Below are 12,806 nucleotides of genomic sequence, written 5' to 3'. Positions count from 1 at the left end.
ATAGCTGCGTGCTTGCCGGTTTCGGCCATCACAGCGCGCAGGTTGCTGATGCGGCTGCCGTGCTCGGCGTAGTCACCGTGGGAGAAGTTCAGGCGCATGACGTTCATGCCGGCGTCCAGCATTTTGGCCAGCATTTCTTTGGATTCGGTCTTCGGACCGATGGTGCAGACAATTTTGGTCTTTTTCATGTCAATCTTCATGGTTAAGGAATTTCCGCCGAGCAATATACACCAGTTTTTGGAATCTTTTTATGATCCAGAAACAACGTTTTGACCAGATAACGTTTTCTTTTCAGGGATAACGTTTTCCTGTGAGTCACATTTTAGAGCATACGGCCACAGGTTAGGGCTGAAGGGATACAAATGTTGCCATCTGTGGTTGTTTGGCCGGGTTGAGGTTCAGATGTTGTAAAATGACCACCCGTCCGCTGTCACCGTCTTGTCACCGGCTTGCGCAAAAATGTTAGTTCATTGGCGCACGGGTGAAGGAGGTCGGGATGAAAAACAGCCATGAAACCGGATGGACTCTGCTCTTGCTGGGCACCACTCTGCTGCTGGTTCAGGCACTGCCAGCCCGCGACTGGCCTGACAACGCTGGTCTGCTCGCACTCATTTTTCACCCGGTAAAAGAGGAGGCGGCTGCCGAGGGATTGGCGTGGCGAGAGTGGCAGGATCACAGTGCAGCGACCCGGATGATGCTTCGCGCTCCCCGACCGCTGCCGGATGCGCCGCAGCCTTGATATCTATTGTCACTTCTCGGTCGTGAAGGAGTGAAGGAGTGAAGGAGTGAAATTATCAACCATTGGTTGATAGTGCTTATCTATCTTGCTGGATTGTTCACCCTTAATGGCAGGGGGATAATCGATTCCAACAGCGATATCCCCTCCGGTATCGCCCCCTGATACCTTGTTGGAGTCCGCTTTATGTCCCTCGCCCCCGTCTGGTTTATCTCCCACGGCGCACCGGATCTGGTGCTGCGTGAGCAACCCGCCACCCGCTTTCTGCGAACCCTGCGTCTGGGTGAGCTCAAGGGGCTGGTGGTCATCTCCGCCCACTGGTTCAGCCGCGAGCTGCAGATCAACTTCGAGCCCAAACCGGCCTTGATGTACGACTTCTACGGCTTTCCCGAACCCCTCTACCGGATGCGCTGGCCTGCCAGCAGCCCCGAGTGGTTGCAGCAAGGGGTGAGCGACCAGCTGGCGCTGGCCGGACTGACCGCCACCCCGGTGCGGCGCGAGCTGGATCACGGGGTCTGGTCGCCGCTCTCCCTGATTGACCCCGAGAGCGAGATCCCGCTGGTGCAGATCTCCATCCCCGCGAGCTTCACCCTGGCCCAGTTGTGGCAACTGGGGGAGGTGCTGGGGGCGCTGCGCAGTCAGGGGATTGGCATCCTCGCCTCCGGCGCCATCACCCACAACCTGCGGGCGCTGGCACCGGAAGGCTCGCCGGTGCCGGAGTGGGCCAGCCAGTTTGTCGGTTGGCTGGAGCAGAAGATGGCCGATGAGGATCGACTGGCGCTACTCGACTATCGTCGGCTGGCTCCCGGAGCGGTGGAGTCCCATCCCCACGACGACCACCTGCGCCCGCTCTTTGTGGCGCTTGGGGCGGCCGATGGTGTGGCTCCCACCCGGCTGCACGAAAGCTGGGATGGCGGCAGCCTCTATATGGGCGCCTACCGCTTCGGCTGATAGCCTCTCAGCAAGACCCCGCCAATTGGCGGGGTCTTGCTGTTTATGGCGTGGTGATTGAGCCGATGGTGCTGCAGATTGACCCGATGGTACTCAGGGGACCACTACCCGGCTTTCGCCACCGCCGAGGGCTTCGACCTTGATCTGCACGCCAATCCGCTCCACCAGGGTCTGGACGTGTGAGATGACCCCGATCTGGCGACCGGCGGCCTGCAGGGAGTCGAGGCTGGCGAGCGCCAGATCCAGACTATCCGGATCCAGGGTGCCAAACCCCTCGTCGATAAACAGCGACTCGACCTGGGTCTGCCGTGACGAGAGGCTGGAGAGGGCCAGCGCCAGCGCCAGCGACACCAGAAAACTCTCACCGCCGGAGAGGGAGTCCACCGAGCGCACCTCGTCCCCCATGTCGAGATCCACCACCTGCAGCGCCAGATCGGTGCCGGGTACCCGCTCCAGCCGGTAGCGCGGCGACAGCTCGGCGAGCTGGGCGTTGGCCTCCAGCAACAGGCGCTCGAGGGTGAGGCTCTGGGCGAAGGTGCGGAACTTGGCACCGTTGGCCTGCCCGATCAGATCGCACAGCTGTTGCCAGTGGTCGGCCACCGCCTGCTGGGCGGCCAGCTCCTGTTGCAGGCTGCCCGCCTTGAGGGCGGCGGCTTCGGCCTGTGCCAGTTTGCTCTTGCACTCGAACAGCAGCTCTTCAAGGGCGCGGCAGCGGGCACCGAGCGCCGCCAATTGCTCGCTCAGCTCTGCATCCGGCAGGGCGGCCAGCTCGGGATGATGCTCCCGATAGCGATCCCGCTTGCTCTCCTCCAGTGCCAGCGCCCTTTGCCGCTCGGCAAGACGGGTACGCGCCTCGCCAAGGGCATCTTCCAGCCCTTGCAGGGCTGTGCGGCGAGCCTTGAGCTCATCGGTGCTGATGGCGAGCAGGCGGCGCAGGTCATACTCGGCGATGCCGAGGTTGCTGGCGTGGGCTGCCCAGCGTCCCAGCACTTCCCGCTTGCGGCGGCTGCTGGTCTGCTTTTCCTGCTCCACATGGGTGAGGCGGGTCTTGAGTTCGGTCTGCCGCTCCCGCAGAGCACGGGCGCCGTTTTGCATCAGTTCCAGTTCGCTGGCGAGCTGTTGCAGCCGCTGCTGCCAGCGGCTCTCGACAAGCGGGATCTCCTCGCCATTCAGACAGGCGGCTCGGCTGGTGAGCAGCCCCTGCCGTTGCTGTTCGTGCTCCTTGTAGTAGCGCTCCAGCTTGTGCAGCAGCTCGCGCTGGGTCTGCAGGCGCGCCTCCTGTGCGCTCAGGGCCGGGGTGAGGCTGGCGATCTCGCTGGCCAGCCGCTCCCACTCACTCTGGCCGTGCAGCCAGGCTTCGCAGGCTCGCTGCCACTCGTGCCACTGCTGGCTGCCGAGCCATTGGCGCCACGGTTGGCCGCCCATCTGCTCGTCGAGGCGTTGGGCACCCTGTTCGAGGCGCTGGCGCAGGGTCGCTTCCTGCTCGCCAATCCCCTTCACTTCCCCTTCCAGCGCGATGCGCTGGCGGTCGGCCTCCTGCCACTGCTGGTCAAACTGCTGGTGTTGGGCCGCCAGCTGGCTCAGTTGCTGACGTACCCCTTGCAACTGTTGCTGACCGAGCTGGGCCTGATGCAGTAGCTGCTGGCTCTGGGCCAACCCCAGCTCGAGCGCCTGGCCACGGCCGAGCAGGGTGTTCATCAGCTCGTTCCACTCGATTGGACTTTGGCGCAGCGGCAGCGGATGGCCGAGCAGGGTATCGCCCCCCAGCTGTTGCCAGCGCTGGGTCAGCTGCTCGGCGCGGGCTTCGAGCTCCGGCAGGTGCTGCTGGCACACCGCCAGCTGACGGGCCAGCTCCTGACGCTCGCTCTCGCACTGAATGTATTGATGGTTGAGCCGCTCCCACTCCAGCTCCAGACTGCGGGCACGCTCCGCCAGTTGACCGAGAATGCCCGCCACCTGCGGCTGGCTCTGGCTGTAGGGATGCTCCTCGGCACCGCACAGCGGGCAAGGTTCACCATCGCTCAGAATATGGCGATACTGCTCGAAGCTGGCGATGGCGCGGGACTGCTCCAGCGCGTGGCGCGCCTCATCCCGCTGCAGGGCGAGCCGCTCGCGGGCGGGGGCCAGCTCTTCGCCGAGGCTGGCCAGCTTGCTCAGCGCCTGCTCCAGCTGGGCAATCTCCTGCTGCAGGCGGCCATGCTGCTCGCCGTGGTTGCGGCCATAGTCGGCCAGCTCCAGCAGCTGGCGCAGTTGACCCAGTTGCTCGGTCTGCTGTTGCCATTGCTCCTGCGCCTTGGCGAGGCGGCTCTCCCACTGCTGCTCCTGCAACTCATTTTGTTGCTGTTGTAGCCGCGCCTGCTCCTGTTGCCAGTAGTCGCGCTCCTGCTGACCTTGCTCCAGCTTGCGTTGCAACTGTTGCAGGGCGCGCAGCTTGTGATCCCGCAGGGTGAGCAGCTGTTGCAGCTTGTCGGCATCGTCGGCCCAATCCTGCATGGCGGTGAGCAGCGGCTGCCACTGGCGGGCCACCGGGGCGAGCTCCTTGTGCTCTTCAAGCCAGAGCCCCCACTGCTGGTGCTGCTGCTTGAGCAGTTCCACCTGTCGGCTCTGCTCGCGCCAGCCCTGCTCGAGGGTGAGCTGGACTTCCCGTTCCTGCGCTCCCTCTTGCTGGATCTTCTGCAACTGCTGCACTTTTTCCCGGATGCGGGTATCGAGCTCCTGCGCCCGCTTGAGTTCGGGTTGCAGGGCCCCCCATTCGCGCTCGGCGGCGATCTTCTCAGCCAGCAGTTGCTGTTCGGTGAGGGCGCTCTGCTGGGTCTGCTCCTCGAGCTTGGCCAGCTCCGGTCCCAGCTCGGCGATCACCTTCTCCTGCTGCTGCACTTCCAGAGTGAGGCGGGCCAGCTCGTCGTGATCGGCGCGGGCCACTTGCGCCTGCTCGGCGCGGGCAAACTCCTCGCGCTCGGGGGCGGCGGCGCCGTGGGCCTGCAGGGCGGCATCGAGCGCCGCCTGCCCTTCGGCGCAGCCCTGCATCTGGGCAGCAATGCGGCTGTTGAGGTCGCGCAAGTCCTGCATCAGCTGCTGTTGCTGCTGTTCATGTTTGAGGGTGGTGGAGAGGCTTATCTGCTGGCTCACCCACTGTTCGCGGGTCGCCTCGTCCATCAGCGCCACGTCGCCGAGGCGTTGGGCAATGGTGGCCAGCTTCTGCTGCTCTTCCCGCGCCCGTTCATAGGTCTGGATGGAGATGGCGGAGTAGAGCTCGGTGCCGGTCATCCGTTCGAGCAGGGCGGAGCGCTCGTTGGCATCCGATTTGAGGAAGGCGGCAAACTCCCCCTGCGGCAGGATCACCGCGCGGCGGAACTGCTCCCAGGAGAGGCCCACCAGCTCATCGATGCGATCCTGCAGCTCCCGCTTGCTGCCGGAGAAAACCTGCCCAGACTCCACATCGGTCAGGGTGCGCTCCTGCGCCTGAAAACGCCCCTCCGAGCGGTTGCGGGCGCGACGCACCGCCCAGCGGGCCAGCCAGATACGGCCATCGCAGCCGCGAAACTGCACCTCGGCAAAGCCGCTGGCGTGGCCGCGACTGAGGATACCGCGCACATCGTTGGCCTTGAGCTTCTCTTCGTCATCCATGCGGCCCACTTCGGCCACATTCTTGCGATTGGCGATAAAGCGCGGCATCTCGTCGTAGAGGGCGAGACAAATGGCATCGAGCAGGGTGCTCTTGCCTGCACCGGTATTGCCGGTGATGGCAAACAGACCGGCGGCGCCGAGCGCCCCCCTGGTAAAGTCGATGGTGAAGGGGCCGGTCAGACTGGCCAAATTCTCACCTGACAGAGACAAGATTTTCATTGGTTAGACTCCTTCACCTGCCCCAGGATCTCTTCAAACGAGGCGACCAGTTGTGCTTCGGGCTCCCCTTCAAACTGGCGCTGATAGCAGAGGCGAAACACCTCGGTGGGGGAGAGCTCATCGAGCCTGCGTCGCTCGCGACCATCGGCCAGCCCTTCCCCCGAGCCCTGATACTGGGTGCTGATGCGGGCCAGACGCACCGGTTTGTCTGCGGTGGCCGCCAGAATGCGTTCGCGAATGCGGGCCTCGGGCTTGGGCAGCAGCAACCGCACTTCGAGGAAGGGCTGAGCCTCTTGTGGGCAAGCTGGCAGCTCGAGCGATGCGATGGCGTTCAGCGCCTCGTCGAGGGTGCTCTGGGGCAGGCGGATCATCTCCACCGCGCGGGGTACAGGGATCCGCTCCAGCCCGGCCAGTTTGCCCCCCGTAAAGGTCACTTCCAGCACCTGATGGTTGTAGTTCGCTTCGGCGAGCGACAGCGGCAGCGGTGAGCCGCTGTAGTGCACCCCGTCGGCCGGACTCTGGGCCAGATGGAGGTGACCGAGCGCCGTGTAGTCGGCACCGGCAAACAGTTCGGCAGGCAGGGCGTGCTGGTTGCCGCCGAGCACCCGCCGCTCCGATAGCTCCGAGAGCTGGCCTGCCGCCAGATAGGCGTGGCCCATGGCGATGAGCGGCAGCTCCTCCCCGCAGCGGGCGTGCCCCTCGGCCAGCACCTCGGCGTAGACCTGCCGCACCCCTTCGATCAGCCTGTCCTGCCCCTCTGCCAACTGCTCCACCCGCAAGTCGCTGCTGCGCAGGAACGGCACGGCAGCGCACCAGGCAGCAATCTTGCCTTCTTTGTCTTGCAGCGGTACCAGCAGGCGGTCGGTTTCGAGCTTGCCCTCACTGTCGCGGCTGATGCTGCCCACCAGATGCAGGTCAAAGGCCCGCAGCAGCTCGTGGGGAGCATCCAGCTTGGAGGGGGAGTCGTGGTTGCCGCCGATCAGCACCATGTTGAGGTGGGGCATCTCGGCGCGCAGTCTGGCCAGAAAGCGGTAGAGCTGTTGCCAGGCGCTGGCGGGCGGATTGGCGGTATCAAACAGATCGCCCGCCACCAGCAGGGCGTCGATCTCGCGCGCCTTGAGGGTGTCGCTCAGCCAGTCGAGAAAGGCATCGTGTTCAAAACGGCGGTCATGGCCATGCAGTTGATGGCCAAGGTGCCAGTCGGCGGTATGGAGGATTTTCATTGGAAAGCAGCCCGGTTGCAGGGATGGTGCCTGCGGCACCCGATGGAGACAAGATGAGGATGCCCCGTGCTTTTTTCAAGTAAAACAGGGGGCTGGCTTTGGATTCAGGCCGGTTCGCAGCACATCCGGTATTGGGGGTAGCCGGTGAGGGGATCGGACTCCTCGGCCTCGATGACAAAACCGTGGCGGCGATAGAAACGCACCGCCTGATCGTTCTCGACGAAGACCCGGGCGTGGAGCGACGCCCCCTGACGCTTCGCCTCCTGCAGCAGGGCGTGGCCGACGCCGCGGCCCTGACGGTCGGGGCGCACGAACAGGGCGGCGAGATAGTTATCCACCAGCGCCATAAAACCGAGCAGATCGCCGCGCTCCTCGAACACCCAGATGGCGGCGCGATCGAGATAGCGGGTACGCAGATCCTCCTGGGCCTGCCACCAGCAGGAGGCATCGACGAAATCGTGGGCCTGCAGGGAGGCCAGCAGCCAGATTTCAACGACCTCTTCCATGTCTTCCGGGCGACTTGGCCGTAACATAATTTCATCCTTGTTAACAACTAGCACTCTCGCAGTCTAGGGGAACTTGGCAAGGGCTCAGGTGTTATAAATGAGACCCTGTGAGGTCGATCGCCCTTTATTTAGCGAGAATGATTGGCTGATCACAAAGCGCCTCTCTAGTACAATGCCCGCCGGACAATCTAGAGACCGAGGACGCCATGTGGTTTAAAAACCTGCAGATTTATCGCTTTACCCGCCCCTTTGACCTGACCGTGGATCAGCTGGAAACCCAGCTGGAAGCCTGTGCCTTCACCCCTTGCGGCAGTCAGGACATCTCCCGTTTCGGGTGGGTCAAGCCCCTTGGCAAATTCGGCTCAACCCTGACCCACTCTGCCTCCGGCCACATCCTCATCTGCGCCCGCAAAGAGGAGAAGATGCTGCCCGGTACCGTGGTCAAGGAGATGCTGGCCGAGAAGGTAGAGGCGATCGAGTTCGAACAGGGACGCGCCCTCAAGAAGAAAGAGAAGGAAGCGCTGAAAGAGGAGATCCTCCACACCCTGCTGCCCCGTGCCTTTAGTCGTACCAGCCAGACCTTCGCCTGGATCAATCCGGCCGACAATTTAATGGTGGTGGACGCAGGTTCTGCCAAGAAGGCGGACGATCTGCTGGCGCTGCTGCGCAAATCCATCGGCTCCCTGCCGGTAGTGCCGGTGGCCCTCAAGAACCCGCCCGAGATCACCATGACCGAGTGGCTGAACGAGGGCAATCTGCCAGCCTCCTTCACTCTGGAAGACGAAGCCGAGCTGCGCAGTGCCATGGAGCACGGCGGCATCATCCGCTGCAAGCAGCAGGATCTGATGACGGATGAAATCAAGAACCACCTGGCCAACGACAAGCTGGTGACCAAGCTGGCCCTCAACTGGGGCGAGACCGTCAGCTTCGTGCTGGGGGATGATCTCTCCATCAAGCGCTTGAAGTTCAGTGAAGAGCTGCGCGAGCAGAACGACGACGTCACCAGCGAAGATCCGGCTGCCCGTCTGGATGCCGACTTCGCGCTGGTTACCTCCGAGCTGGCCCAGTTTATCCCGGCGCTGTTTGCCGCCCTGGGTGGCGAAGAGCAGTCCATCTAACCGGACTGGTGCCGGTTTGGCCTCTGCCATCCCATCGTAAAAACCGCCTTCGGGCGGTTTTTTTGTGGGCAACAGGTGGGTGAGGGGCCGTTATGCAGAAAGGGATGAGGGCAAGGAAGGCTGCAAAAAGAGAGGGCCGACAAGTGATTTGTCGGCCCTTTCTGGTTTAGTCAGGCTGTTTTGAAATGAGCCACGCGCTGTTACTGAATGCCCGGCAGCTCCACAGCAAAAATCAGCACGAAGGCTTAGTGGGACATTGCCACAGGGGCGTTCTGCGCGGTTACTGGATACCCAACAACTCTACGTCGAAGATCAGCACAGATCCCGGCGGGATTTTGCCCGCGGCACGGTCGCCGTAGGCGAGGTTGGCGGGGATGTAGAAACGGGTCTTCTCACCTTCCACCATCAGCTGTACCCCTTCGGTCCAGCCTGCGATCACCTGATTGAGACCAAACTCGATGGGCTCGCCACGGGCGACCGAGCTGTCAAAGACGGTACCGTCCAGCAGCTTGCCCTCGTAGTGCACCTTCACCTTGCTGGTGGCAGTGGGGTGAACGGTGCCGGTGCCCGGGGTCAGCACTTCGTACTGCAGGCCGGAGGCGGTGGTGGTCACCAGCGGTTTGTCCTTGTTGCTGGCGAGGAACTCGGCGCCAATCCGCACGTTGTCGGCCGCCAGCTTCTTGTTGTTGCTGCTGGAGTAGAAGTAGTAGGCCACACCGGCGATGAGCAGCGCGATCAGTATGAATTTCATCGGTTTTTCCTGTTCCATGAAATGTAAAAAGTGCAATGAGGGCGCCATCTTATCGCGCACCGCCCCTGATGGCGAGCCACAGGGCGGGAGGATGTGAGCGGGCAGGCAAAGCCCGGCGACGTAGACGCAAAAAGGGGCGAGTCGGTGACTCGCCCCTTGTCATGGCGGCGGCGCTTACTTGGCCGCCACCATCATCAGGGCGGGCAGGGCGAAGAAGAGACCCGCCACATAACCCAGTGCCAGCAGCTTGTTCTCGCTGCCGACCCGGGCCAGCCCCTCGGCGGCGCGCACCGGCAGGTCACGCAGCAAGGGGATGCCATAGATGAGCACCACGGCGAAGACGTTGAACAGCACGTGGACCAGCGCAATGGTCATGGCCAGCTGGGCACCGGCTCCGCTGATGGCGGTGGCAGCCAGCAGGGCGGTGATGGTGGTGCCGATATTGGCCCCCAGGGTGAAGGGGTAGAGCTGACGGGTGCTGAACACGCCGCCACCGGCCAGCGGGATCATCAGGCTGGTGGTGGTGGAGGAGGACTGCACCATGATGGTCACCAATGCACCCGAGGTGATGCCGGTCAGCGGGCCACGGCCCAGCGCCTTGTGCAGCAGCTCTTTGGCGCGGCCGACCAGTACCTGTTGCAGCACTTTGCCGAGCCAGGTGACGCAGGCGAGGATCAGCAGGATACCGATGACGATGGTGGCGATGGCGGCACCCTTGCCCGGCAGGAAGGCGACGGCGCTGTCGATCAGCTGCTGGGCCGGTGCGGTCAGCGGCTTCATGAAATCCATGCCCTTCATCGACATGTCGGCGGAGCCCACCAGCAGGTTGGCCAGCCACTCGGCGCTGTGTTGCAGCAGGCCGAACATCAGCTCCAGCGGCAGGAAGATAAACACCGCCAGCAGGTTGAAGAAGTCGTGCACGGTGGCGGCGGCGAAGGCGCGGCGGAACTCGGATCTGTCACGGATATGACCCATGGAGACGATGGTGTTGGTGATGGTGGTGCCGAGGTTGGCACCCATCACCATGGGGATGGCCATGCCGATGGGCAGGCCGCCCGCCACCAGACCGACGATCACCGAGGTGACGGTGCTGGAGGATTGCACCAGCGCGGTGGCCAGAATACCCAGCAGCAGGGCGACAAAGGGGTTGTTGGCAAAGGCGAAGATCCGGGCTGCCCCCTCGGCGCCGCCGGAGAAATCTTTGAAGCCGTGGGAGATGGCGCCCACGGCGACCAGGATCAGGTAGACCAGTACGATGACACTCATCCAGTTGAACAGGGCGCGGGTCGCGGGCGGCTGTGACAAGGAGTGATGGTGTTGCATAAAGCCTCTTGGGACGGTCGTTCCGTCTTGGGTAGTTGATGACCCGCGCATTTAATCAGTGGTAAATGACAGAAATATGACAAAGTGACACTTTTGTGATGGTTTGATGACTGCGTTTTTCCGGGGCCGGTTCGACAAGGGGTGACGGATCAGATCGATAATCCGGCGGCCAGGTGACTATCGACACAATAAGGCTTGTGATCCTGGGGCGGGACGCTATGCTGCGGCGTTTCTTTTGAGTCGTGGAGTAATAAGCGTGATGCGAGCATGGGTTCTCTCTCTTTCCCTCGGGTTGTTGTCAGTCGGTGTGCAGGCCAAGTCAGTGCTGCAGCCGGAGTGCAATCTGGACAAGGCGCTGAAGAACGAGGCGATGGGTGCCTCCGTCGGGGTCAAGGGGCGTTGTGACACCGAGATGCTGATGCGTCAGCAGAAAGAGAAGGCGAAGGACGAGCTGAAAAATGGCACCGCCGATCTGCGCGACAAGGCGAGCGACAGCGTGCAGGGCGTTCGCGATGATGTCAACGCGACCCAGCGCAAGGCCGACAAGGCTGAAGATCAGCTGAAAAAAGCCCACAAGGATGTCAAAGCGGTGGCCAATGATCCGCTCAAGGCGGCTGCGACCGCGGTGATCAATAACGGTTGATGAATCAGCCTTCCGGCCTGCTGCTGGGGGGCGGCGGCAAGAGCCGCCAGCCGGTCATCGACAATCGGCGATATAGCGCCGGTGAAATAGCAGAAGGGGAGCCATGGCTCCCCTTCTGTGTATCTGTTATCCGCAGAGGATCAGGCGTCAGCCGCTTCCTCGTACTGACGGAACGGGATACGGAACACCGCCAGACGCAGGAACAGATAGGTCACGCCGAGGCCAGCCCAGATCAGGCCCAGCTCCAGCGAGCTCTGCTCCAGGTTGATCCACAGGGCACCGATGGTGGCGGCGCCGAGCAGCGGCATCAACAGGTAGATGAGGTGATCCTTGAGGGTCTTGTTGCGCTTCTCGCGCACCCAGAACTGACCGATCACCGACAGGTTGACGAAGCTGAATGCCACCAGTGCGCCGAAGTTGACCAGCGCCAGCGCGGTATCCAGATCAAAGGAGACTGCGGAGAGGGCCAGACCGCCCACCATCAGCACGTTGATGGCCGGGGTGCGGTATTTCGGGTGGATGTAGCCAAATACCCGCTCCGGGATCATCCGGTCACGCCCCATCACGTAGAGGATGCGCGAGACACCGGCGTGAGCCGCCATGCCGGAGGCCAGTACCGCGACCGTGGTGCAGACCAGGACCACGGACTGGAAGAAGGTGCCGCCAACGTAGAGCGCGATCTCCGGCAGTACCGCATCCGGATGCTGGAAGCGGGAGAGGCTCGGAAAGTAGAGCTGCAGGCAGTAGGAGACCACCACGAAGATGACGCCACCGATGAGGGCCGTCAGCACGATCGCCTTGGGGATCACCTTGCCGGCGTTCGGGGTCTCTTCGGAGAGAGAGCTCAGACCGTCAAAGCCGAGGAACGAGAAGCAGAGGATGGTCGCACCGGTAAAGAGCGGCACCATCTGGGCAGAGTCGAAGTGGAACGGACGGCTGCTCATCAGGGTGCCCGCGCCTTCACCGTGGTAGATGCCCCACGCCATCAGGCCGATAAAGAGGGTGATGATGGCGAGCTGGATCACCACGATCAGACCGTTGAAGTTGGCCACCAGATTGATGCCGCGCAGGTTCAGGAAGGTCATCACGGTCACCAGACCGAAGATGAACACCCAGGGCTCGACGCCCGGGAACATGGCGGTCAGGTAGATCTTGGCCAGGAGGATGTTGATCATCGGCATGAACATGTAGTCGAGCAGGGATGACCAGCCGACCATGAAACCGACGTAGGGGTTGAACACCTTCTGGGCGTAGGTATAGGCGGAGCCCGCAGAGGGGAACTTGCGTACCAGATGACCGTAGCTGAAAGCGGTGAGCAGGATGCCACCCAGAGCCAGCAGATAGGCGGTGGCGACCCGGCCTTCGGTGATGTCACCGACGATGGCGAAGGTGTCGAAGACAGCCATGGGGGTCAGATAGGCCAGACCCATCACAATCACTTGTGTCAGGGTAAGGGTCTTGAGCAGCTTGGCGTTTTGCGATGCCATTACGCTTTCTCCTCAATCAGTGCCGCAGCACGTGCTTGCAACGAGCGCAGGGATACGATGGATTCGCAAGCCTGTACATCAAGGGCGCCGGGGAGGCGCATACCGGGCTGTACCGGCAGGAAAGCATTAAAACGCCCCATTGTTATCCTCTCAACGTCGGGAGATTGTTTGGCAATCTCGAATATCACTTCCGGAAACGTTCCGGCCTCTTGTGGTGGGTTT

12 protein-coding genes are annotated in these 12,806 nt (G+C 62.5%); 4 read left to right on the top strand and 8 right to left on the bottom strand.

Going from position 1 to position 12,806, the window contains the following annotated elements; genetic code table 11:
* Nucleotides 1-188, bottom strand: a 188-nt coding sequence (locus tag BN1115_RS13355) for a pyruvate kinase (protein ID WP_042656001.1), incomplete at its 3' end; no start/stop codon positions are given.
* Between the two features lie 308 nt (nucleotides 189-496).
* Here BN1115_RS13355 and BN1115_RS13350 point away from each other — a divergent pair.
* Together BN1115_RS13350 and BN1115_RS13345 are read left to right on the top strand one after the other, a co-directional pair.
* Nucleotides 497-739, top strand: a complete 243-nt coding sequence (locus BN1115_RS13350; protein ID WP_042657535.1) for a hypothetical protein — start codon at nucleotides 497-499, stop codon at nucleotides 737-739.
* Between the two features lie 183 nt (nucleotides 740-922).
* A complete protein-coding gene (locus BN1115_RS13345) occupies nucleotides 923-1,687 on the top strand; it encodes a DODA-type extradiol aromatic ring-opening family dioxygenase (RefSeq protein ID WP_042657534.1) in 765 nt (254 codons plus the stop codon).
* Nucleotides 1,688-1,780: 93 nt separating this feature from the next.
* Here BN1115_RS13345 and BN1115_RS13340 read toward each other — a convergent pair whose 3' ends face one another.
* The 3 genes from BN1115_RS13340 to BN1115_RS13330 form a co-directional block, all read right to left on the bottom strand.
* The gene (locus tag BN1115_RS13340; RefSeq protein ID WP_042657533.1) at nucleotides 1,781-5,533 is read right to left on the bottom strand and encodes an AAA family ATPase; all 3,753 of its coding nucleotides are present in this window, start codon (nucleotides 5,531-5,533) and stop codon (nucleotides 1,781-1,783) included.
* Nucleotides 5,530-6,756 carry an exonuclease SbcCD subunit D C-terminal domain-containing protein gene (locus BN1115_RS13335; protein WP_042657532.1) on the bottom strand — a complete coding sequence of 409 codons (1,227 nt, stop codon included), beginning with the start codon at nucleotides 6,754-6,756 and terminating at the stop codon, nucleotides 5,530-5,532. The genes BN1115_RS13340 and BN1115_RS13335 overlap by 4 nt, the downstream gene beginning before the upstream one ends.
* A 104-nt stretch (nucleotides 6,757-6,860) precedes the next feature.
* Entirely contained in the window at nucleotides 6,861-7,289 is a 429-nt protein-coding gene (locus BN1115_RS13330; RefSeq protein ID WP_042657531.1) for a GNAT family N-acetyltransferase, read from the bottom strand.
* A gap of 179 nt (nucleotides 7,290-7,468) precedes the next feature.
* On the opposite strand from BN1115_RS13330, the gene rdgC reads away from it, so the two are divergent.
* Nucleotides 7,469-8,380, top strand: coding sequence for a recombination-associated protein RdgC (gene rdgC, locus BN1115_RS13325; RefSeq protein ID WP_005338250.1), 912 nt, complete (start codon nucleotides 7,469-7,471; stop codon nucleotides 8,378-8,380).
* A gap of 280 nt (nucleotides 8,381-8,660) precedes the next feature.
* On the opposite strand, the gene bamJ is transcribed toward rdgC, so the two are convergent.
* The gene (bamJ, locus tag BN1115_RS13320) at nucleotides 8,661-9,131 is read right to left on the bottom strand and encodes a BamJ family beta-barrel-assembly machinery protein (protein WP_005338245.1); all 471 of its coding nucleotides are present in this window, start codon (nucleotides 9,129-9,131) and stop codon (nucleotides 8,661-8,663) included.
* Nucleotides 9,132-9,305: 174 nt separating this feature from the next.
* Nucleotides 9,306-10,454 carry a sodium:phosphate symporter gene (locus BN1115_RS13315; RefSeq protein ID WP_042657530.1) on the bottom strand — a complete coding sequence of 383 codons (1,149 nt, stop codon included), beginning with the start codon at nucleotides 10,452-10,454 and terminating at the stop codon, nucleotides 9,306-9,308.
* 259 nt (nucleotides 10,455-10,713) lie between these two features.
* On the opposite strand from BN1115_RS13315, the gene BN1115_RS13310 reads away from it, so the two are divergent.
* On the top strand, nucleotides 10,714-11,097 hold the full coding sequence (locus BN1115_RS13310) for a hypothetical protein (RefSeq protein ID WP_042063537.1): 384 nt from the start codon (nucleotides 10,714-10,716) through the stop codon (nucleotides 11,095-11,097).
* A gap of 140 nt (nucleotides 11,098-11,237) precedes the next feature.
* Here BN1115_RS13310 and BN1115_RS13305 read toward each other — a convergent pair whose 3' ends face one another.
* Together BN1115_RS13305 and BN1115_RS22560 are read right to left on the bottom strand one after the other, a co-directional pair.
* Nucleotides 11,238-12,584 (bottom strand): APC family permease, encoded by a 1,347-nt coding sequence (locus tag BN1115_RS13305; protein WP_042063535.1) that lies wholly within the window; start codon nucleotides 12,582-12,584, stop codon nucleotides 11,238-11,240.
* Nucleotides 12,584-12,724, bottom strand: a complete 141-nt coding sequence (locus BN1115_RS22560) for a hypothetical protein (RefSeq protein WP_005338239.1) — start codon at nucleotides 12,722-12,724, stop codon at nucleotides 12,584-12,586. Before BN1115_RS22560 ends, BN1115_RS13305 begins: the two co-directional genes overlap by 1 nt.
* Between the last annotated feature and the right edge of the window lie 82 nt (nucleotides 12,725-12,806).

This window comes from Aeromonas allosaccharophila, assembly GCF_000819685.1.
In the GTDB taxonomy this organism is placed as follows: domain Bacteria; phylum Pseudomonadota; class Gammaproteobacteria; order Enterobacterales; family Aeromonadaceae; genus Aeromonas; species Aeromonas allosaccharophila.
Note: the sequence above shows the minus strand (reverse complement) of the source record. Positions and strands in the feature narration are given on the sequence as shown.

What these genes read in the sequence shown, in the direction of transcription:
- BN1115_RS13335 (WP_042657532.1), bottom strand. Translation starts at nt 6,756, where the DNA reads ATGAAAATCCTCCATACCGCCGACTGGCACCTTGGCCATCAACTGCAT.
- BN1115_RS13350 (WP_042657535.1), top strand. Translation starts at nt 497, where the DNA reads ATGAAAAACAGCCATGAAACCGGATGGACTCTGCTCTTGCTGGGCACC.
- bamJ (WP_005338245.1), bottom strand. Translation starts at nt 9,131, where the DNA reads ATGAAATTCATACTGATCGCGCTGCTCATCGCCGGTGTGGCCTACTAC.
- BN1115_RS13345 (WP_042657534.1), top strand. Translation starts at nt 923, where the DNA reads ATGTCCCTCGCCCCCGTCTGGTTTATCTCCCACGGCGCACCGGATCTG.
- BN1115_RS13310 (WP_042063537.1), top strand. Translation starts at nt 10,714, where the DNA reads ATGCGAGCATGGGTTCTCTCTCTTTCCCTCGGGTTGTTGTCAGTCGGT.
- rdgC (WP_005338250.1), top strand. Translation starts at nt 7,469, where the DNA reads ATGTGGTTTAAAAACCTGCAGATTTATCGCTTTACCCGCCCCTTTGAC.
- BN1115_RS13340 (WP_042657533.1), bottom strand. Translation starts at nt 5,533, where the DNA reads ATGAAAATCTTGTCTCTGTCAGGTGAGAATTTGGCCAGTCTGACCGGC.
- BN1115_RS13330 (WP_042657531.1), bottom strand. Translation starts at nt 7,289, where the DNA reads ATGTTACGGCCAAGTCGCCCGGAAGACATGGAAGAGGTCGTTGAAATC.
- BN1115_RS13305 (WP_042063535.1), bottom strand. Translation starts at nt 12,584, where the DNA reads ATGGCATCGCAAAACGCCAAGCTGCTCAAGACCCTTACCCTGACACAA.
- BN1115_RS13315 (WP_042657530.1), bottom strand. Translation starts at nt 10,454, where the DNA reads ATGCAACACCATCACTCCTTGTCACAGCCGCCCGCGACCCGCGCCCTG.
- BN1115_RS22560 (WP_005338239.1), bottom strand. Translation starts at nt 12,724, where the DNA reads ATGGGGCGTTTTAATGCTTTCCTGCCGGTACAGCCCGGTATGCGCCTC.